Source organism: Porphyromonas catoniae ATCC 51270, assembly GCF_000565015.1.
Classification (GTDB): domain Bacteria; phylum Bacteroidota; class Bacteroidia; order Bacteroidales; family Porphyromonadaceae; genus Porphyromonas; species Porphyromonas catoniae.
Window position 1 is genome coordinate 54,139 of record NZ_JDFF01000011.1, and the last position, 20,803, is coordinate 74,941.

At 49.6% G+C, this 20,803-nt stretch carries 13 protein-coding genes and 3 tRNA genes; 6 read left to right on the forward strand and 10 right to left on the reverse strand.

What is annotated here, in order from left to right; all coding sequences use genetic code 11:
- Positions 1–16: 16 nt before the first annotated feature.
- A complete protein-coding gene (locus tag HMPREF0636_RS02880; RefSeq protein ID WP_005467722.1) occupies positions 17–1,840 on the reverse strand; it encodes an AMP-dependent synthetase/ligase in 1,824 nt (607 codons plus the stop codon).
- A gap of 1,397 nt (positions 1,841–3,237) precedes the next feature.
- Between HMPREF0636_RS02880 and HMPREF0636_RS02885 the strand changes: the two genes are divergently transcribed.
- A complete protein-coding gene (locus HMPREF0636_RS02885) occupies positions 3,238–4,749 on the forward strand; it encodes a hypothetical protein (RefSeq protein WP_155807275.1) in 1,512 nt (503 codons plus the stop codon).
- 4 nt (positions 4,750–4,753) lie between these two features.
- Complete coding sequence (locus HMPREF0636_RS08440) at positions 4,754–4,906, forward strand: hypothetical protein (protein ID WP_155807276.1); 153 nt, start codon at positions 4,754–4,756, stop codon at positions 4,904–4,906.
- Between the two features lie 228 nt (positions 4,907–5,134).
- On the opposite strand, the gene HMPREF0636_RS08535 is transcribed toward HMPREF0636_RS08440, so the two are convergent.
- The 5 genes from HMPREF0636_RS08535 to HMPREF0636_RS02905 form a co-directional block, all read right to left on the reverse strand.
- Positions 5,135–5,266, reverse strand: coding sequence for a hypothetical protein (locus HMPREF0636_RS08535; protein ID WP_282705264.1), 132 nt, complete (start codon positions 5,264–5,266; stop codon positions 5,135–5,137).
- Between the two features lie 136 nt (positions 5,267–5,402).
- Positions 5,403–5,477 (reverse strand) — tRNA-Pro (locus HMPREF0636_RS02890).
- A gap of 39 nt (positions 5,478–5,516) precedes the next feature.
- Positions 5,517–6,578, reverse strand: a complete 1,062-nt coding sequence (gene aroB / locus HMPREF0636_RS02895; protein ID WP_052328718.1) for a 3-dehydroquinate synthase — start codon at positions 6,576–6,578, stop codon at positions 5,517–5,519.
- A 12-nt stretch (positions 6,579–6,590) separates the two neighbouring features.
- Positions 6,591–9,218, reverse strand: coding sequence for an alanine--tRNA ligase (gene alaS, locus HMPREF0636_RS02900; protein ID WP_044168385.1), 2,628 nt, complete (start codon positions 9,216–9,218; stop codon positions 6,591–6,593).
- Positions 9,219–9,415: 197 nt separating this feature from the next.
- Positions 9,416–10,339 carry a magnesium transporter CorA family protein gene (locus HMPREF0636_RS02905; RefSeq protein ID WP_044168387.1) on the reverse strand — a complete coding sequence of 308 codons (924 nt, stop codon included), beginning with the start codon at positions 10,337–10,339 and terminating at the stop codon, positions 9,416–9,418.
- Between the two features lie 922 nt (positions 10,340–11,261).
- On the opposite strand from HMPREF0636_RS02905, the gene HMPREF0636_RS02910 reads away from it, so the two are divergent.
- The 3 genes from HMPREF0636_RS02910 to HMPREF0636_RS02920 are packed head-to-tail and all read left to right on the forward strand — an operon-like array spanning position 11,262 to position 16,842.
- Positions 11,262–12,326 (forward strand): DUF4837 family protein, encoded by a 1,065-nt coding sequence (locus HMPREF0636_RS02910; RefSeq protein ID WP_044168388.1) that lies wholly within the window; start codon positions 11,262–11,264, stop codon positions 12,324–12,326.
- 9 nt (positions 12,327–12,335) lie between these two features.
- The gene (pdxA, locus tag HMPREF0636_RS02915) at positions 12,336–13,436 is read left to right on the forward strand and encodes a 4-hydroxythreonine-4-phosphate dehydrogenase PdxA (RefSeq protein WP_044168389.1); all 1,101 of its coding nucleotides are present in this window, start codon (positions 12,336–12,338) and stop codon (positions 13,434–13,436) included.
- A 40-nt stretch (positions 13,437–13,476) separates the two neighbouring features.
- Entirely contained in the window at positions 13,477–16,842 is a 3,366-nt protein-coding gene (locus tag HMPREF0636_RS02920; RefSeq protein WP_044168390.1) for a UvrD-helicase domain-containing protein, read from the forward strand.
- Positions 16,843–17,006: 164 nt separating this feature from the next.
- Here HMPREF0636_RS02920 and HMPREF0636_RS02925 read toward each other — a convergent pair.
- The 3 genes from HMPREF0636_RS02925 to HMPREF0636_RS02935 form a co-directional block, all read right to left on the reverse strand.
- Positions 17,007–17,090: transfer RNA gene (locus HMPREF0636_RS02925), tRNA-Leu, on the reverse strand.
- 166 nt (positions 17,091–17,256) lie between these two features.
- The gene (gene queG, locus HMPREF0636_RS02930; protein WP_155807277.1) at positions 17,257–18,255 is read right to left on the reverse strand and encodes a tRNA epoxyqueuosine(34) reductase QueG; all 999 of its coding nucleotides are present in this window, start codon (positions 18,253–18,255) and stop codon (positions 17,257–17,259) included.
- Positions 18,234–19,208, reverse strand: coding sequence for an HU domain-containing protein (locus HMPREF0636_RS02935; protein ID WP_044168391.1), 975 nt, complete (start codon positions 19,206–19,208; stop codon positions 18,234–18,236). Before HMPREF0636_RS02935 ends, queG begins: the two co-directional genes overlap by 22 nt.
- Before the next feature lie 584 nt (positions 19,209–19,792).
- Here HMPREF0636_RS02935 and HMPREF0636_RS02940 point away from each other — a divergent pair.
- Positions 19,793–19,866, forward strand: a tRNA-Met gene (locus HMPREF0636_RS02940).
- A 172-nt stretch (positions 19,867–20,038) separates the two neighbouring features.
- Here the strand turns inward: HMPREF0636_RS02940 and HMPREF0636_RS02945 are convergent.
- Positions 20,039–20,593: a pyruvoyl-dependent arginine decarboxylase gene (locus HMPREF0636_RS02945; RefSeq protein WP_005467706.1), complete on the reverse strand. Its 555-nt coding sequence runs from the start codon at positions 20,591–20,593 to the stop codon at positions 20,039–20,041.
- Between the last annotated feature and the right edge of the window lie 210 nt (positions 20,594–20,803).

Sequence of the window (20,803 nt, forward strand, 5' to 3'; positions counted from 1 at the left end):
TCTTTTACTAATTCTATTATTCTTCGTACATGCTAGCGATCTCTTTGGCGAAGTGCTCGTTGATCACCTTGCGCCGGATCTTCAGCGTATTCGTCAGCTCACCCTTCTCCATAGAGAATGGCTCGGTGAGTAGAACGAATCGTTTTACCTTCTCGTATTGTGCTACGGAGCTTAGTGCCTGCTCGATGTGGGTCGTCATGAGGCGGTGTAGCTCGTGGTTCTCAGCGAGAGCCTCATCACTGACGCTGGTATCGATACCACGCTGACGTGCCTCGCGTCTCAGTACCTCCCAGTTGGGGTATATCAGTGCGCTCACGAACTTATATCCATCCCCGATGATTGCCACCTGCTCGATGATTGGGTCGATTGTGAGCATTCCCTCGAGCATCTGTGGAGCGATGTACTTACCGTTGGCGGTCTTGAAGAGATCCTTAATACGCTCTGTGAAGTAAAGGGTATCTCCCTCAAGACGTCCAGCATCCCCTGTACGAAAGAAGCCATCCTCGGTGAAGGCCTCCGCATTGGCAGCATCATTATGATAATAGCCCGAAGCGACCGTAGGACCTTTGATTAGGATTTCACTTGTCTCTGGGTCGATCTTGACCTGCAGAGCTGGCATAACCGTACCAATGGAGTTTAGGTCAAACCCAACTAAAGGGCAGGAGCTCACCGTAGCTGTCGTCTCAGACAGCCCATAGCCTACGACCATCGGCACATTAATAGAACGGAGGAAACGATATATCTCGGGTGAAATCGCAGCACCAGCCGTGGGGAAGAAACGCCCACGCTGCAGGCCAATCGTCTTCCTCACCTTGGCAAAGAGTGTGTGGTCGTAGATGGAGAAAAGCATGCTCAGGTGAAGTGGAGCTTTCTTCCCTACATTTATATAGTCAAAGAAGTAACGCTCCCCTATTCGTATTGCATGGCGCATCACACCTCGTATAGGTGTAGGAGCCTGGTTGATCTTGTCCTGCACGCCCATATAGACTTTCTCCCAGAAGCGAGGCACGTTACTCATCATCGTTGGGCGCACCATCGGTAGGGCATCAAGAATCTTCTTTGGGTCTGAGAGGATGGCGATGGAGACCCCCATACTGAGGCAGAGGTACGTCCATGCCTTCTCAAAGATATGGTTCAGAGGGAGGAAGCACATCGATATATCTCGGGGGGAGATGAAGGGATACTTCAGCTGGTGTGCGTATACCTGCTCAATGAAATTACTGTGATGGAGCATCACACCCTTACTTTGCCCTGACGTCCCTGATGTATAGATGATGACGGCGAGATCTGTGGCGAGGGCTTCACTTGAGGTCACATTCGCCTTATTCTCGTAGGTCACAGAGTCTCCTCGGCGGATGAACTCATCGTAGTACATCGAGGTCGTATCCCCCTCTGCCAAGACCACCGCTGGGTCGATGATGATCAGCCTGCGCAGCATGGGACAGCGTTGCTGGACTTCGTAGGCGTTATTGTACTGAAACTGCCCACCGACAAACATCGTCTCTACCTCTGCATCCTCTACGACAAACGCTACCTGATCGGGGGTGCTCGTAGCGTAGAGAGGAACAGAGACTCCTCGCATCATGAATATCCCCAGCTCGGTACATAGCCCCTGCACGGTATTGGGGGAATAGATGGCGACTCGGTCGCCCTTCTTCAGCTGGAGGTAGGCTAAGCCTTTCGCTGCTGCTAGACAGCGGTTTGCCACCTGCTCCCCATTGAGCTTAACCCACTTCTCTGACTGTCTGCTATAGTAGCGCAGGAGTGGCTTATTCGGGTAGCGAGTGCGGAACTGATGGGGGTACTCCGCAAAGTGATATTTAGGGAATGGGGAAGTCATCTCTATTGCATAAAAATGGTTGCATCACACTCCTCGGGGTAAACCTCCCCGAGCAAATGATTACTCTACAAAGATAGCCCAAAAGCATCAGCTATCGCACGAGCGTGCGAGCAATCCCTAGAGCAACACATCCTAATTCCTAGCATACAATTAAGAGATCGACCATCAGCATTGATGTTTCTCCATCATTGCTTCCTCTACGTTTTACCCTCCAGACACCCAGGCTGATGATCAGTCATTTGTCTTCGTCATGTGTTGCCTCTGGACGCGAAGATGTAAGCATCCCTACCCATCCGACGTAACGCCCTCTATTTACGTCATTTGCAAAGGCATTCGGTGAGTTACCATAAGTCGTCCCAGCGAGTTACCATAACTCTCTGCAACGACTTACCATAACTCCTCTGGACGAGTTACCATAACTTTTTGAAGCGAGTTACCACAACTCGCTCCAGGCTCTTTTAGTCAGCCACATAATCCCCTGTCTATTAACCTACTACACAATCAGCAATGAGAAGGGGAATCAAGGTATTACACGGGGCGAGGGGAATACATACCTAGATACATTGCCCTCCTCCTGCATAAAAGAGGTAGACTTACTATAGCTTGTCTTTACTCATTATTATATAGCGTATATTTTGCCCCTTTATATTTATTTGATTTATTTGCTTACCTTTGCAGTTGTAATATTAGTTAAGATTAATGGCAAGTAGTCAGATACATAATGAGGTAGATACACTGAGAGGCAACGCTTCTCAGCGTCTCTTCTTTGCCAACGTTTGCCAAAATCTTAACATAATTTTGCCCCCCCCCCACTAGCGGGAAACAATACTTAACAAAGAATAGAAGCAGGGACACTGCATGGCACGTATCGCCATGTAGTGTCCCTGTCGCTTTATGTCCAACCTACAATTAAATGATAGCTTATTATGAGAAAAACCTTATGGGGACTCTTCTTCGTGGCAACGATGCTTAGCTCGTGTAAGAAAGAAGATCCTAACTCCCCCTCCTTCACGCAATCCTCGGAGAAGGAAATGAAATCTAGAGATGCGCACATCTCATTCGACATGGAGGTAGATCAGCCCAAAGCGTTAAACTTTGATATCAACGCCGACGGCCTTCCCTTGCTTATCCGTAGCCAAGACAAGATTAAGGTGTATTGCAGCATTGTGCAGTCAGAAGCTTCCACAGTAAACTTTTATGGCGGTGGATTTGTAGAACTAAAGCGGGTGCCGGGAACAACAAATACCTTCAGGGCTCGAGACGCAGCGATAAAAATGTGGATTTATAGTCCGTATAGGGAGGATAATCTCGGTACTAGGTGTACCATGTCTTGTGCAATTATCCCCATGACAGCTGAGGAAGAAAACTTGGCTAAAGATGGGAAACTAATGCAAGCAATGATTATACAACAATCCACCCCTAATACGCCCGGACAAGCAACAGTAGTACACCCCAATGATACAAGAGTGACACTCAATATCCCTTACTTCTCATCGGAAGTACAGATGAAATTCGAACGTCAGAAAGGAGGCGAAATGGAAGGACGAGCGCTGGCCAAGGTTAAAATCAAGCCCTACGGTACGCTCCTACGTCATAGGTTTGTCAATAAGACTACTCAGCCAATCTCAATCAAGCGATTTGGACTCTTCACGACAGGGTTTAGCCAAAACATAGCAGTAGATCTCAATCATAGATACCGCGGAAAAGAGCAGGATTCTGATCCTACAGTCTACCCTACTGCTCGCATCGTAAAGTGGTATAGCGGTAGCAATAGGTACCAGGTCTACGGCAGCCATGACCGCGAGCAAAGGTTCTCCGTCGCAGACTACGAGCTACAGACACCACTACAGATCCCTGCCGGTCAGACGTCAGATGCTTATATCCTTACTTGGGGATACCCTCACTCTGAGGGTCTTAATTATTTTTATAGGTCTCCGCAGCATAATGATATAGTCAAATATCCTCGTGTCATTAGGGTATACTATGCAGAGACAGAGACCGGGGAAAAGCTAGCAGTCTCTGGATATAAAATCAATTACTCATATCTGCCTCCTGCAGGCACGAGTTATACCGTCACATCTACAATCAATCGTCCTAGACTACCGATTGATTATGTCCTCTATGCAAACCTCAGTGGCGATGGTCGATTGAGCACCTTTAATCCTGAGCCCGTGGGGACGGATCCCATACACAGTAGAGCTGACGTAAATTACCCTAAAACCTACTTTGATATGATGCACGTATCTATAGGCGAAATAGCAGCTAACCCAGCAGAGAAATTCGGACATAACCCGATGCATGCACCGACTCCTGAGGACTGGAGATCAATCTGTGCTGAGTCGAAGGATCTGCCAAATACTAAGGGCGCAAAAAAGACAGGGGTATCCGAGACTATAAAGTTCGGCAACGTCTCTGGCACATTTACTGCAGACTACAAGCTCTCTAATGACCTCTTGGTACTCTATGGACTTCGTCTCAAAGGAAATGGAGACAAGTACCTCTCTGCTTGGAGATACGTTGTTAAGCAGATCCCTGGAGGCTTTGGTGGCCCAACAATAGATGGTCCTGGTGGATGGCCTGCTTTCGGCAAGAACTCTATCGTACAGGTTCGTTACCTCGGGCCGGGATCTCCAGTCACAATAGATGATATTGCTCAAGAAAACTGGTGGACGACAAACAATCAAAATGATGAGATTCGTGCATTCCCTCATCTGGGGTACGAAGACTGGTATTCGCCAGCCCCAGGGCATGGGCGAGTGGTCTTTCCTGGAATAATTAGCTACCTTGGGGAGGATCCGACAAATGGCATGGTCTGCTGGTTCAACGGAAGAGATATGACCACCCCTGTCCATAAGAGTACGCTGGGTAGAACTTTCAAGTACACCATTCGTCCTTTCTTTGATAAGTAAGACTATGAGAAAAGAAGCATATCAGAAACCCCAAGTAGAGCTTTTCAAGCTACGGGACAAGCTAAGTATCCTAGTCACTGCCTCTATCCATGATGCAGAGATTGATGACTGGGAAGATGACTGGGAAGATGGCGGCGAATTCCCATCTGGACAATAATAATATAGATGAGCTACCAAGGATGGCTCGTGGGTGCAAATCCCACAGCGTGAAATTTAGGTATATACCTAGATAAATCTTAGTATATACCTAAATTTTTCGCTCTGTAGTGGCGGTGTAGGCATCTATCCTCCCGCTCATTCAATCGGAAGCCCCCGACCAGTCATTACTGGTCGGGGGCTTCCGATTTTGCTAGGGAGATCAGGAGCGCTTGAAGGGATAGGGTAACTAGATGAACTGAATAAAGTAGGCAGAGGTAGTAAGGTTTGAGTCATTTCCTTCTTTGATTTCTTTCCTTAGATGGTATTTGACATCCTTCTTTAGACTGACGTCCTTCTTTAGACTGAGTTGGGTTGACATCTTCCTTTCCCTCTTTCTCCCCACCTTCTTTCTTGCTTACTCAGTCGATTTCTTCCCTATCGCCTCATACCGAGCAAGCAGAGATGCAAAAGAAGCGAGGTAGTGTCTTCGGTGACACTACCTCGCTTTATCATTGTCGGGATGACTGGATTCGAACCAGCGACCACTCGCCCCCCAGACGAGTACTCTAACCGGGCTGAGCTACATCCCGCTCTTGCTTAGTTGCGGTGCAAAGATACGTACATCAATGCTAATTACCAAATGTTTCCCTTAGAAAGTCAAGACCTTCCTTAATCTTTTCCTCGCCTTCTAGTTCGATTGCCTCTACCTTGCCTGGCTCCAGTATGCCCATGAGGACAATCTTTCCCGAGGTATTCTTCTTGTCGTGGCGCATGAGGCGCAGTAGCTCGGGATAGTCCTTGCACGTATAGAAGAACGGTGCGTACAGCTCTCGTGCTAGGTGCATCAGCTGTCGGATGTACGTGCGGTCTGTCCCTTTTATGAGGCTAGTGATATAGCTCTCGATAAGGAGCCCAAAGACGACCGCCTCACCGTGTGGCAAGGCTCGACGAAAGGTATTCGTATGCGAATAAGCCTCAAGAGCATGCCCAACCGTATGCCCAACATTCAAGATGCGACGTAGCCCTCGCTCAGTAGGATCAGCCTCCACGATGGAGGACTTGTAGGCAACGCTCTTGGCAATGAGGGCTTCCCACTCATCATCCATCAGCCCTGCGGGATCTCCGATGCGTAAGATTTCTTGCCATGCTTCCTTACCCATCAACGTAGCGTGCTTAATGACTTCGCCATAGCCCGACAGGAGTTCCTCAATAGGAAGCGTAGAGAGGAAGGAGGTATCAACGAAGACCTCTAGGGGGGCATGGAAGGCTCCTACGAGGTTCTTTATGCCGTGGTAATCGATCCCTGTCTTCCCACCTACGGAGGCATCCACCATAGCAAGAAGTGTGGTAGGGACATTCACCGTACGGATACCTCGCATATAGGTAGCGGCAGCGAAGCCTCCGAGGTCGAGAAGCGCACCACCTCCAATCAGGATAAGCACAGAGTGCCGAGTAGCACCTTCATCAGCAAGCCAAGACCACAGCTCGGCAAGGCGATTCGTTGTCTTCTCGCTCTCCGTAGCGGGCAAGGTAAGGAAGGTATGACTACCCAACGCTTCACGTAGACGAGTAACAAGTGATGTGTGTAACTCTGAGACAACCTCATCACAGACGACAAAAAGACGATCGCAAGCCACCGCCTCAAGGAAGGCAGGTAGCTTGCGATCAAGCATATTTGTTCCGAAAGTCATGCAAGGAAAAGGCTATACCTTGAGGTTGAGAGCCACAAGGAGCTCCTCTACAGCTGCGTTTAGCCCATCTGGATTCTTACCTCCTGCTGTAGCGAAGTGTGGCTGTCCGCCACCACCGCCCTGGATGTGCTTCGAGGCAGAGCGGATGAGCTGTGAAGCATTCCACCCTCTACCGTCAACAAGATCCTTGGAGAGCATGAGCGTGAGGCTCGCCTTCCCGTCCTCGGCACAAGCCGCGAGGAAAACAAAAGGCTCATGTAGCTCACCTGCTATTTGGAAGGCAATATCCTTGACCACCTCTGTAGGTACGTTACGCTGGATGAGGAAGAGACGGACACCGTTCACCTCCGTACGCTTCTCTAAGAGCTTTGCCTTGATTTCTCCGACCTTTTGACGAACGTAATCGCTGACTTGACGCTCGAGGTCTGCATTCTCCTCGATGGTCTTCTTGATTGCAGTGATGAGCTGAGGGCTATTATTAAACAGCTCCTTGACGCTACGAAGCGTATCCTCGATACCATAGAGGTAGTTCTCTGCTGCCTCACCTGTGTAAGCCTCGATACGGCGTACTCCTGCGGCGACAGAAGACTCACTCACGATACGGAAGGTACCAATACGTCCCGTAGAGCAGATATGTGTCCCGCCACAGAACTCTGTAGAAGAACCAAAGCGAATCACACGTACTCGGTCACCATACTTCTCACCGAAGAGTGCCATTGCTCCCATCTCACGAGCCTCATCGATCGGTACTTCTCTAAACTCTTGGAGTGGTAGGTCTGCACGGATACGAGCCGATACCAATTGCTCTACTCGACGTAGTTCCTCAGGCTCTACCTTAGCAAAGTGCGCGAAGTCAAAGCGAAGCACCTCATCGGATACGAACGAACCCTTCTGCTCCACATGTGAGCCAAGGACTTCTCGCAGGGCTTCGTGCAAGAGGTGCGTGGCAGAGTGATTGGCCTCGATGCGGTGACGGCGCTCCTCACTGACCACAGCACGCAGAGTCCCCTCAAGGTCCTCGGGGAGTTGCTTCATCAGATGGATAGCAAGGTTATTCTCACGCTTGGTATCAAAGACCTCATACTTCCGACCTGTTGCGTCAATGAGACAACCCTTATCTCCAACTTGTCCTCCCATCTCAGCGTAGAAAGGTGTCTGAGAGAGTACAACTTGATAGTAGGTATTATTCTTCTGCTTGACCTCACGATAGCGTAGTATCTCGGTAGAGCACTCCACAGCATCATACCCGACGAAGTGTACCGAGCCATCAGCCACAGTCTGCCAGTCACCAGCATCAATAGCAGCGGCGTTACGAGCACGCTCCTTTTGTTGCTGCATCGCAGAGTCAAAGCCCTGCTCATCGACATTCATTCCATGCTCAGAGAGGATAAGAGCTGTCAGATCAAGTGGGAAACCATAGGTATCGTAGAGCACGAAAGCATCATGACCATCTAGGGTCGTCACACCCTTAGCTCTCGCTTCGTCTATTTGCTTATCTAGGAGGCGAATCCCCGTCTCTAGCGTACGCAGGAAGCTCTCTTCCTCCTCGCGGATGACCTTAGCGATCAGGTCACGCCCAGCCTCAAGCTCGGGATAGGCATCGCCCATCGTCTCAATAAGGACGGGTAGCAGAGCATACATAAAGGCTTCACGGCGCCCAAGGAAGGTATAGCCATAGCGGACCGCACGACGCAGGATACGTCGGATGACATAGCCCGCCTTGGCATTAGAGGGCAGCTGGCCATCCGTAATAGCAAACGCAATAGTACGGATGTGGTCTGCAATGACACGCATCGCTACATCCGACTTCTCATCTGCACCGTACTCGATGCCCGTGAGGGTCGCAATCGTCTGGATGATTGGCGTGAAGATGTCGGTATCGTAGTTGGAGGTCTTGCCTTGCAGTGCCATACAGAGACGCTCGAAGCCCATCCCTGTATCAATCACACGCTTAGGAAGGGGCTCAAGAGAGCCATCTGCCTTGCGGTTGTACTGCATGAAAACGAGGTTCCAAATCTCAATGACCTGTGGATGCCCCTGATTAACGAGCGAAAGACCGGAGACCTGCTGGCGTTCCTCTTCGCTACGGATGTCAATATGGATTTCAGAGCAAGGGCCACATGGACCTTGGTCACCCATCTCCCAGAAGTTATCATGCTTATTCCCATTGAGGATACGCTCCTGAGGGAGGTGCTTTCCCCAGATGCTAGCAGCCTCATCATCGCGCCCTAGCCCCTCGGCTGGTGCACCCTCAAAGATTGTGACGTAGAGCCTATCCGTAGGCAGCTTGAGTACCTCGGTCAGATATTCCCAAGCCCAGTCAATGGCCTCCTGCTTGAAGTAGTCGCCAAAGGACCAGTTACCCAGCATCTCAAACATCGTATGATGATAGGTGTCATGCCCTACCTCCTCGAGGTCATTATGCTTCCCACTGACGCGAAGACACTTCTGTGAATCTGCGACACGAGGGTATTTGATTTCGGCGTTACCGAGGATAATGTCCTTGAACTGGTTCATCCCAGCATTCGTAAACATCAGGCTTGGGTCGCCCTTGATGACCATGGGGGCAGAGGGGACGATCTGATGTCCCTTACTTCTGAAAAACTCTTTGTAGGATTCGCGAATCTCTTTTGAGGTCATTGCTCTACAGTCTCTATATATTTATATCGTATGACTTTGCGTAAATATCCCTTCACGGGGAAGTACAAAAGTACACTATTTCAAGTTAATATATGCATAAAAAGATGCGTATGACTTCTGGACGTCATACGCATCTTTTATGAGGAGGAGGTCACACTCCCGACAAGGGGAGGCAAAGAGGGAGAAAACGCTCTGCTCTAGAACCACTTAATCCTACGGAATAAGTAGAAGGCTAGCGATGAGATAGCCGCTGACACGAGGAAGATGATAAGAAAAGCCCAATACCATTCCCCGAGGTACACGTTCACATTCATCCCAAAGAAGCTCGAGATCATCGTCGGGATCGTCAGCACGATCGAGATACTCGTCATGCGCTTCATGATCGTATTGACGTTGTTGGAGATGATGTTAGCCGAAGCATCCATCATACTCGTCACAATGTCGGTGTAGATATTGATCGTATTGTAGGCCTGCCTAAGCTCTATACTCACGTCCTCGAATAAATCAGGGTCAACACTACTGGCACGAGACGTCGTACGAAGTCGCCCCAGCATCGCTTCGTTCCCTCGTATTGATGTGCTGAAGTACACGAGCGATCGCTGCAAGCGCATGATACGCAGTAGGTCTTCATTACGAATACTCTGCTCCAGCTCTTTCTCTGCTCTATTGATCTCCAGATACATCAGCTTCAGGTACTTCAGGAACCATACGGCTGAGGAATAAATCATACGAGTGATAAACTCTCGCTGACCCGCGATCTGGATGTTCTTACGGCGAATGTGATTGATGAAGTCAGGGAGCATCTGTGTCCGTCGGTAGCATACGGAGACCGTTGCTTCGTGCCCCGTGATGATGCCGATTGGCACAGTCTGATAGGGCATTCCCTGCCCTCCTCCATCCATCGGGATACGTAGGATGGTAAGCAACCATTCATCCTCACGCTCAGCACGAGGACGTTCATCAATATCGGCGATGTCGGAGAGGAATTCTCGAGGAATGCCCAGGTCTCTAGTGAGGAAGAGGAAATCATCCTCATCGGGGCATTCTACATTGACCCAGCAGGAGTGGGTATAGTCTGCTAGTTCGGGGAGCCCAGGCTCTAGGCTAAGGAAACTCTTCATATCTATCTTGTCTCCTAGCTGCCACCATGGGTAGCTATCTATGGAGATCTTTATCTACTTTGAGGGGAGAAAAACGAGACATTTCAGGGAGGAGAGGCATCTGAACCTCACACCCAAGTCATCGTCCTAAGCTCCGAGGGAAGGAGATAAAGATCGGACGACGACCATCATGCACCGAGCATGCGCTCATCCGGAGGGAGGGAGTCGTCCATAGCTACTTTAACTCTATTTATTCAAACTATTTTAACCTATTCTTTTAACCTATTCTAGAGGAGCAAACAATCTATCAGTTGCCCTTTCTATGCCAGCAAAGATAAGAAAAAGCCCTTAGTTTCTATCCGTGGCATCAGAGAAAGCCTCATTTACCTATTTCTTGCAAACATACCTAATGGCATACGAGGGAGGATACGACAAAAGGGAAAATCCCTTGTATTCATTTCGCCATTAGCTCTACACCGATTGGAAAAATCACCCCACGAAACACCATCATAACCAACTATAAAACAGCACGATACAAAATAATAAAAATTGGACTTCACGAGTTACCATAACTCTTCGCAACGACTTACTATAACTCGCTGAAACGAGTTACCACAACTCTCCGCAGCGAGTTACCATAAGTCGTCATAGCGACTTATGGTAACTCATTAACCACCCTTACAAATAGCTGTATACAGGGCGTTTTGTGGATGGCTCCCGTCAGACTCCCCTCGAGACCATTTAACGACGAAAAGAAATCGAACAACTAGGCGGTGTTCGGACATCTAAGCGAAGAATGAACCCGACCTCACAGCCAAGGACAAGGGCTAAGGAGCGTAGTGGCAAGGAGAGATACAGCACTGCATTGAGTCGGTTTCGCTATCTTTGTTCAAAGCAACTAGTTAGTCATGGTATTCAAACTCCATTAATTATCCTTCCCAATATGAACCAGCACATGCGGGCTTTTGCAATGACCCTCTGCCTTGCAGTAGCCACTCTCTCTAGCTGTAAATCTAAGTCTGGTGGATCCGTACTCCAGCAGAACGCTACAGGTAAGCCTGGCGAACTTATGCTCGTCATGGACAAAGAATACTTCGAGGCTCCAATGGGTCTCGCTCTCTATGACCTCCTCGAGGATGATGCTCCTGCTCTACCACAGAGCGAACCTTCACTGCGTATCTCACGTGTACCGACCCAATCCTTCTCGGGCTTCATGCAGCTCGTACGCAACGTGCTCATCATAGATGTAGACAAGGATCGCTACACAAAGACCTCCCTGAAATACAGCTACGATGACTGGGCAAAGGGGCAAATCGTCCTACGGATTACCTCGCCTTCACCTGACTCTGTCATCAGCTACACACAACGGGATGGAGAGGCGATCATGAACCTCTTCGTACGCCATGAGCTATACCTCTTCGCAGACCTACTGGCAAAGCAATACAGCCAAGTGGCGCAAAGGAAGGTGGATAGCCTCTTTGCTCATCGAGTAAACGTGCCTGAGGATATACGTGCGAGCAAGGTAGGGAAGGATTTTTTGTGGATGTCCAACTCCTCGATGCGCTCCCGACATGACATACTCGTCTACACCTATCCCTATACCTCAGACAAGGACATCAGCCTTGATGCTATTGTCTCTAAGAGAGACTCCGTCCTAAAGGCAAATATCTCAGGTGAATTTGAAGGCTCATACCCCTGCACAGAGCAAAACTATGGGCTGCTCTACCGCAAGGTACAACTCGGGCAGGAGCGTCCTCGTGCCGAGGTACGCGGACTATGGAAGATGGTCGGAGGAGCTATGATGGGCGGGCCATTCGTCTGCCAGGCAATAGTGGACGAAGTGGCAAAGAAGGTGTACGTATTCGAGGGCTTCGTCTATCGCCCTAACGAAGACAAGCTACACCTCATCCGTATGATGGAGGCTGCTCTCTACACCTTCCGTCCCTCAGCGACTAAGGATTTTGACCCACAGGTCATCCTCTCTACTAAGTACACCAAGGGCTTCTAAGCAATTCCCATGGAAGGAAAACGGATAAAAGTAGCCATCACACACGGCGACATCAATGGGATCGGCTATGAGGTCATACTCAAGATCTTCGAGGATGACCGCCTATGCGAGCTATGCACACCTATACTCTATGGCTCAACACGTGTAGCCTCTTTCTGGCGTACACAGCTCACTCTTGAGCAGGTCTCTTGGCACAAGATTTCTTCGCCTGAGGAAGCCCGAGAGGGCGTACTGAATATACTAGACTGTACCAGTGGGCATGAGACGGTGAAGATAGGGGAAGAGACCGCAGAAGCAGGACAAAGTGCATTCATAGCCCTAGAGCGTGCAGTGGCTGATATACGTTCGGGGCTATGCGACGTGCTGGTCACAGCTCCAATCAACAAGGCAGTGATGCCTCAGGACGTATTCCCATTCAAGGGGCATACCGAGTACCTACAAGCTGTAGGAGCTAAGAATGCAGGTGAGTCACTCATGGTACTCGCCTCAGGAGACTGCCGTATAGCACTTGCCACAACACATATCCCCGTCAAGCAGGTATCTTCTGCCCTAAGCAAGGAGCTAATCCTAACCAAGCTTCGACTACTAGAGGCCGGATTGCAGCAAGACTTTGGGATTACGAAGCCTCGCATCGCTGTACTAGCTCTCAACCCACATGCTGGGGACAAAGGCCTAATGGGCCAAGAAGAGATGATGGTTATCCGCCCAGCCATTGACGAAGCCTTTGCCTCAGGGATCATCACCTTTGGCCCTTATCCAGGAGATGGCTTCTGGGGAAGCGGGCGTGTAGATTCATTTGATGGTATACTGGCGATGTACCACGACCAAGGCTTGGCACCATTCAAGGCTCTCTACATGAGCCAAGGGGTAAATGTCACGCTCGGACTACAGTTCGTGCGTACATCGCCTGACCACGGCACGGGCTACGACATCGCGGGCAAGGGCATAGCTGACCCTACATCCATGCGAGAAGCCATTTACTACGCTCTAGATATCTACAGAGCACGCAGACGCTATGATGAAGCGACACGTAACCCACTACGTCGCCACTACCATAACCGCAGTAGAGACGATGAGAAAATCGACACTACGAGCAGCGAGGAATACTAACGAAGTGAGACGAAGACAGAAGGTGATTTAGCTCCAAGAGATGGCACTAAACGTCTACACAGCCTCTGCTGGATCGGGCAAGACCCACACATTGACACGTGAGTATCTACGACTTGCACTAGCCAGCGATAACGAAAAAGCCTTCCAAGGCATACAAGCGGTGACCTTCACCAACAAGGCTACTGCCGAGATGAAGGAGCGTATCATCGAGGAGCTTCATCGCCTCTCGGTAGAGCCTAAAGCTTCTCCTTTCTTCAAAGAACTAACAAGTGCTCTTTCTGTCACAGAGACAAAGCTAAAAGAGCGTGCCACAAAAACACTGCGAGCCCTACTGCTCAATTACACAGACTTTCGAGTACGAACGATTGACTCCTTCTTCCAAGAGATCATCCGCTCCTTCGCTCATGAGCTAGGATACTCTGGGAATATGCGCCTTGAGCTAGACGCCAAGTCAATCATCCACGAGGCTGTAGTTGAGGTCCTCGCAGACCAAGACACAAGTAAGGCAAGCAACAGCAGTGTACAGAGTTGGATTACATCACTTGCCGAAGAATCAATGGAGTCAGGGCGAGGCTACCGCATCGAGCAGTCGATGAGCAACTTTGCCCTACAGCTGGAGGTAGAGGCTGTGAAGCTCTTACGTCAAAACCACTCGTTCCCGAAGAAAGAAGACATCAAGGAGCTCCAGGAGGAACTCAAAACCATCATCGATGAGCTACGGAAGAAAACGCTTGAGCTCTGCCATGAGATTAAAGCCATCTTCGACGAACTTAAACTTCCTCAAAGCGAGTATAAACGGGGAAATAACCCCATATCAGGCATTATCGAATGTATTAAGGCTGGAGGTGATATACTTGAGAATCCATCAAAAGGATTCTACTGTGATCAATCTGCACTTCCTAAGCTAGCAACAAGTGAAGACCCTATATCCGTCCTCTTCAGCAAAGAGAAGCGAAAGGAGCATGAAGCAATAGTAGCTCCGAAACTCCCTGACATCATTTCTTTAATCGAAAAATTCAGAGAGCTATGCCACAGCGATGAAGGGAAGAAGTACATGACAGCTGTCACAATCTATAATTACCTTGGCCTGTATGGGCTACTCATCGATATTGACACCAAGCTCCAGGAGCTCAAGCAAACAGAGGGGACAATGCTCCTAGCAGATGCTCCTTCACTCATAGCATCTCTCCTGAAGGATGTACAGACCGATGCCCCCTTCCTCTACGAGAAGATTGGGACAAGGATCCATCACCACATGATCGATGAGTTTCAGGACACCAGCACCATGCAGTATGGGAACTTCCGACCACTCCTACAGAATGCCATGGCTGAGGGATCGGACTGCCTCATCGTTGGTGATTCTAAGCAGAGTATCTATCGCTTCCGTAGCTCCGATAGTTCACTCCTCACTACTACACTTGCTAGAGACTTCCCTAAGGAAATCAAACATCAAAGCTTAAAAGAAAACTGGCGAAGCACCCCAGAAATCATTGAATTTAATAACAAGCTCTATCCTCTTCTTTTAGAGCAGATCAAGAGCATATTCAAGGATCAGATTAAGGCTAGTTACTCCAACGAAGCAGATCCCAATCGAGAGGCTCTTGAACAATCCCTACAAACACTCCTCTCCACCTATACCGATATAGAGCAAACAGTCCCCAAGCAGAAGGCCGAAGCCAAGGGCTTAGTTGCCCTCTACACCTACACGGGGAAAAAGACAAACAAGAAGGGGGATGAAGAAGGACAAGAAGAGGCAAGAAGCGAAGACGATGCCCTAAGCCAACTGCCACACACCATCATTGATTTACAGCGAAGGGGCTACCGACCCAATGAGATTGCCATCCTCGTAAGGGAACGAAAGAATGCAGCAGCTGTCGCCGAAGCCCTACAGAGCTTCCCTCGCGAAGAGCTGGGTGAGTACTCACTGGACTTCATTTCGCAAGATGCCCTCTCTGTATCAAACTCCCCATATGTTCGCTTCATCATCGCTGCTCTAGCCTATATAGGGAAGGGTGAAAGTGACCTGCAGCTAGCAATCCTTGAGGAGGCATATGGGCAGCTCTTGATGTCCGGAGGCAAACAGGCTACCCCTACTCCCCTACCCGAGAATATACTCCTCGAGTTACAGACCATTGGACGAAGAGGTCTATATGAGGCAGCAGAAGCCATCATTCATCTCTTCCATCCTGTGTTACCTGAGGGTGAAGATGCCTATATCGTCTGCCTCCTTGACATGCTTTACTCTTGGGAGGCAGAGCAAACAGCTGACATCTCAACTTTCCTAGATTACTGGGATGAGAAAGGGGCATCACAGACCATCGTCACCCCAACAAATGAGCGAGCCCTCACCCTGATGACAATACATAAGTCTAAGGGGCTAGGCTTCCCCGTCGTCCTATTACCAGACCTCAATTGGAAACTAGATGAGAATGCAGGGAAAGATAAGATCCTCTGGTGCTCAATTGAGGGCAAAGACCTACCAACTCGCTATGCCAAAAGTATCCCAAGTGTACCCATCCGCTATAGCGCCTACCTACAACACACATACTTCGCTGGTGAATATTATGAGGAGCAAATGCACAGCACGTTTGATGCACTGAACCTACTATACGTTGCGACCACACGTGCTAAAGAGGAGCTACATATCTGGGTAAAGAAAGAATCAGACACCTCATCAAACAAGAATAGTTCATCCACATCACTAGGTACGATCAATAGGCTCTTTGCGCGTAAGCTCGACGATACTCCACTGCGAGAGCTATTGATAGATGGAATCGCTAACCTCCAAGAGGATACTCCTACCACCTCTGCATTTCCACAAAGGACGACCGCCACAAAGGCAACTCCAGGCGAGGACACACTTCGGATTAGCTCCATCACGTCTTACCCCATCATCCGTCGTATATCGGTGCTGCGCAAAGGTCTGGAGTACTTCACCGAAGAGAAGCAACGAGCATATGGACACACCATGCATCTCATCCTCTCTGAGATTAAGACGGGGGATGATATCGATACTGCACTAGAGCATGCCGTGTCTGAGGGGAATATCTTACCCGAAGAAGTAGCACAGCTTTCCAAAATACTGCAGGAGATCATCTCCACACCAGAGTGCAAGCACTGGTTCGATGGTACAGGACAGGTGCGCAACGAAACTCCTATCCTAGGTGGAGGACTAAAGGGAAGTAAACGTCCTGACCGTATTGTCTTCTACGACGATGCTCATGTCGAGATCATTGATTATAAGTTTGGCCACTATGACAAACACTATACGTCGCAAGTACGGGAATACATGCAGCTCGTTCAGCGTATGGGCTACAATGACGTGCGAGGCTTCCTCTGCTACATCGATCAGAAGAAAGTCAAGGTAGTCCCCGTCTCACTCCCTAATTCCTCCGCAAAGTCCTAACCAAAGGGGACAATCAGACATACCCTGAGATAGGACAAATCGTCCGCTGTTTAGAGTCTGCCTTAGCTCTCAGGCATAAGGAAGCGATTATCTAGAAGCACAAAAGGCTCTCTATCTGAGAGCCTTTTACTATTCGCTGTAAGGACATTTGTCTTTTTCTTACGTACCTAGAGTGGGACTCGAACCCACACAGCCAAATTGGCCAAGGGATTTTAAGTCCCTCGTGTCTACCATTCCACCATCTAGGCGAACCAAGACTTGCGTCATTTAAAGGTGGTGCAAAGGTACTCCATTTCCCGATTATTCGCAACCACGAGTAACGAACATCAGCGTCCAACCTACGCCATACGAATGCAGATAACAATGGGCTAATCTACCCTGCTGAGTCTGGAGGCTAATCTCAGCAAGGCTTTGCTACTTGTCGCAATCTTGCTCAGCCCTATCGAAGTTAGGTCTTAGGTTACGTATCGTGCGCTGTAGCCCCACGAGTCCTGCTCGCTTGACAGCAGTACCAGCAAAGAGCGCAAGGTACTCCTCTTCGGTCATTGCCTCCAGCTCCTCGGGCGAGAGTGCCAGCAGCCTCTCCCGAGGCTTATAGTCCTCGACTGTCGTCGGACGTGCATATCTATTCCACGGACAGCACTGCTGACAGGCATCACAGCCATAGACACGCTTACCGATACTTGCCCTTAGCTCGGTGGGTATCTCCCCTTTCTGCTCAATCGTGAGGTAACTGATGCATCGCCGAGCATCTATACGACCAGGCGAGAGGAAGGCACTTGTGGGGCAAGCCTTCAGACAACGCTCACAGCGCCCACACATACTACGCATGGGTTCATCACACGGTAGGTCAATATCCACCAGCAGTTCGCCGAGGAAGAAATAGCTCCCTGCACGTGGGATGATTAGCAAACCATTCTTACCTCGCCAGCCCAAGCCTGCACGCTCCGCCCAGTAGCGTTCCATGATCGGGGCAGAGTCCGAGAAGGCCCTCCCCTCGACCTCCAGCCCCAGCTCTATCTGCATATATTTCAGTAGCTGATCCAGACGCTTCTTGACGACCTTATGGTAGTCCCTTCCATAGGCATAGTAAGCGAACTGCGGGGCGTCAGGATGTTGCTTCTGCTGAGGATAGTAGTTCATTGCCACTACAATCAGGCTACGTGTACCAGGAAGTAGGGCACAGGGGTTGGCACGAAGTGCTCGATTACGTGCCAAGTACTCCATATCCCCATGAAAGCCTGCCTCGACCCAGCTATCATACTCTCTAAGGGCATCCTCTGCTACGGGTGCCGCACGAGCTACCCCACAAGCACTAAAGCCGAGGCGTAGAGCTTCGGCTTTAATACTTGTGACGATCGCACTCTGCGTCTCGTCGTATGGGATGGGATTTAATTGTTGCGAAATACCCAAGCAGTGCTATAAGAAGGGTGCTCCTTAACAAACGAATTAAGGAAGGTGTAAGCTGCATCAGAGCTGTCAAATGAGGCAACACTGAGGCGAATTACTTTCCCCGTACGAGAGCAATAAGCCTGTATATCCTTCGTCCCCAGTTCACTGACGGCCTGCTTGTAGTAGCTCTCTAGTCGCTCTTTCGTTGGCTCTGTAGCAATGATGATGTGGTAGCGATTATCCTGCTCAGAGCAGTACTGCAAGCCTTGCTCTTGTGGTATGTCTACGACCTCTGGCTTCTTCTCCTCGAGAGTTGCCGTACCAAAGAGTTGCTCTGCCGAATAGCTCGTAGGAGTGAAACCTGCCTGATAGCTACGCTCCGACTCCGCCCCTCGTCCCCAAGGGATGAGAGAGAGGGCCACAAATGCTACTGCAGCAGCATAGCCCAAGGCACGCTTGGAGAAACGTAGTAGGATGTAGTCTCCCTTCTCCCGAGGGGCAGTACGCGCTACTTCGGCTGTCTCTATCATCTCTATCATTTGCTGCTGGGCAAGACGTGGTAGCGTGAGTGATGTGTAACCATAGCTCGCTCCGAGGGTCGCAGGTGAAGAGGGCTGTGGGACAAAACTCACCACACCCGAAGCACTCATCTGCAGAGTACCGATCCCTGGTAGTTCGATTGTCCCCATCTGGATCAGTGCATGACGCAGCTGCTTCACCTCTTCCTCCAGCACCAAACGTGCTCGACGTAGGGAGAGTCCGAGGAGCAGGGCATAGCGTTCCTCCAGCAGTCCATCGCTGTGCGTGAGCTCTTGGTTGAAGTGCAGCTCCGCCGATGGTGGGTAAGCAATCGCCTTATCGGCGTTGTACGAAGCCGGGAGTACCTCACGGATGAAGCCCCCAAGCTGTGGTACGACAACGTAGTGATGCCGAAGTAGAAGGAAGGTAATTTGCTCTGCTAAGCGATAGTTCATAAGCTCCTACAGTTTATCTTTACCTGCAAAGATACGGTAAACCATCGTATCATGCCATCGTAGCTCCCAACATACCAAGAAACTAAAGTAAGGAGCAAGATACACCTTCGAGGAAGGTAACCTCATGCTGTCTCCCATGGCACAAAAGGGTACACAAGCCATGCTAACCACCTCAACAAAACGCTAATTAATAGCTACTTACAAGCACCCCTCAAGGGTGCAACAACGAGTTACCATAACTCGTCATCGAGAATTACGGTAAGTCGCTACAACGAGTTATGGTAAGTCTCCAAGACGAGTTATGGTAACTCATTGGGATGAGTTATGGTAACCCGTTCTCCCCTGCTCTGAAGATCCGTAGATAGGACGTTTTATGAATGTGGGAAATGGTAGCCCAGACACCTATTCCTCTTCGCTTACCTAGGCTCTAGCATCATGCCCCTACTCCTTAAATCCGAAGGTATGGAGGGAAGCAACGAGGGGCTTTGGATCTGTCACATTGCACCTCATTGGATAAGGGAGGAAGGCTCTTGTATGGACAAAATATTTATACTACCTTTGCAGAGCTTTCTGAAAAAGCAAGCGGCGAGATAGCTCAGCTGGTTAGAGCGTCGGATTCATAATCCGAAGGTCGGGGGTTCAAGTCCCCCTCTCGCTACTCACATTTTCACCATTCTCACTGATTAAGTGTGTGGAGGCTACACCCCGATGGGATGTAGCCTCCACTGCTATATATGCCCCAAGAAAAAAGGTCGTGCGGAGAGTAGTCTCACCGCACGACCTTTTACATGAAGGAGGGACAAAGCTCAGTGCCAGCCCCTATTTCGTCGCTAGATATGGCGATCCATGGGCTCTACAACAGGGAGCTGGAAGTCCACAAAGCAGAGACCTGCTAGTGCCGTACCATAGCGCTTCTCGATTGTAATCCCTTCGGTCACAAAGTTCAGTTCGCCGAGGAAGTACTGCGAGTAAGTCTTCTGATGGAGGTCATTGATCACACGGATGAGACGTGCCTCAAGCTCCTCAATGCGGTAGCGACCACTCACCTCACAGACCAGCCCACCAACCTTCTCATCGAAGTTCTCATCAGCGTACATCCAGGCATAGACGATCCCAGCCGAGACGAACTCATCCTGCTGTCCGTGCGATACGGACATGATCGTCTTAAGCTCTGAGCCAAAGGGAGGGAGATCTATCTCGTCCATCGTCGCAAGGTGTGCCGTAGCAGGTAGCACCGAGGAGTAGACCATGATATTGAAGTCTGATATACCAGCGTCATAGAGCGCCATATGATAAGAGCCAGCGTGTAGCTCTAGGTCAGACTCACCACTTCCCTTGGTGACAAAGAAAGTGTGGGGGATAAGATTCCCTACGTAGTTACTCATTTAGTTTCTGTACAAAATAATGTTTTAATACCCAATCTTCTCGTTCTCAGAGCAAACGTGCTACCCGACATCTGGAAGTCTCTAGATAGCAACGAAATGCGATGCAAAGGTACATTAAATTTGTGTATATACCCTTATCTTGCTGAGCATATGCCCCTTCCTGATGGCTAAAAGACAAAAGTAATAGGCGATGCACCATGTGGTACATCG

What these genes read in the sequence shown, in the direction of transcription:
- HMPREF0636_RS02880 (WP_005467722.1), bottom strand. Translation starts at nt 1,840, where the DNA reads ATGACTTCCCCATTCCCTAAATATCACTTTGCGGAGTACCCCCATCAG.
- HMPREF0636_RS02885 (WP_155807275.1), top strand. Translation starts at nt 3,238, where the DNA reads ATGATTATACAACAATCCACCCCTAATACGCCCGGACAAGCAACAGTA.
- HMPREF0636_RS08440 (WP_155807276.1), top strand. Translation starts at nt 4,754, where the DNA reads ATGAGAAAAGAAGCATATCAGAAACCCCAAGTAGAGCTTTTCAAGCTA.
- HMPREF0636_RS08535 (WP_282705264.1), bottom strand. Translation starts at nt 5,266, where the DNA reads ATGTCAACCCAACTCAGTCTAAAGAAGGACGTCAGTCTAAAGAAGGAT.
- aroB (WP_052328718.1), bottom strand. Translation starts at nt 6,578, where the DNA reads ATGACTTTCGGAACAAATATGCTTGATCGCAAGCTACCTGCCTTCCTT.
- alaS (WP_044168385.1), bottom strand. Translation starts at nt 9,218, where the DNA reads ATGACCTCAAAAGAGATTCGCGAATCCTACAAAGAGTTTTTCAGAAGT.
- HMPREF0636_RS02905 (WP_044168387.1), bottom strand. Translation starts at nt 10,339, where the DNA reads ATGAAGAGTTTCCTTAGCCTAGAGCCTGGGCTCCCCGAACTAGCAGAC.
- HMPREF0636_RS02910 (WP_044168388.1), top strand. Translation starts at nt 11,262, where the DNA reads ATGAACCAGCACATGCGGGCTTTTGCAATGACCCTCTGCCTTGCAGTA.
- pdxA (WP_044168389.1), top strand. Translation starts at nt 12,336, where the DNA reads ATGGAAGGAAAACGGATAAAAGTAGCCATCACACACGGCGACATCAAT.
- HMPREF0636_RS02920 (WP_044168390.1), top strand. Translation starts at nt 13,477, where the DNA reads ATGGCACTAAACGTCTACACAGCCTCTGCTGGATCGGGCAAGACCCAC.
- HMPREF0636_RS02935 (WP_044168391.1), bottom strand. Translation starts at nt 19,208, where the DNA reads ATGAACTATCGCTTAGCAGAGCAAATTACCTTCCTTCTACTTCGGCAT.
- HMPREF0636_RS02945 (WP_005467706.1), bottom strand. Translation starts at nt 20,593, where the DNA reads ATGAGTAACTACGTAGGGAATCTTATCCCCCACACTTTCTTTGTCACC.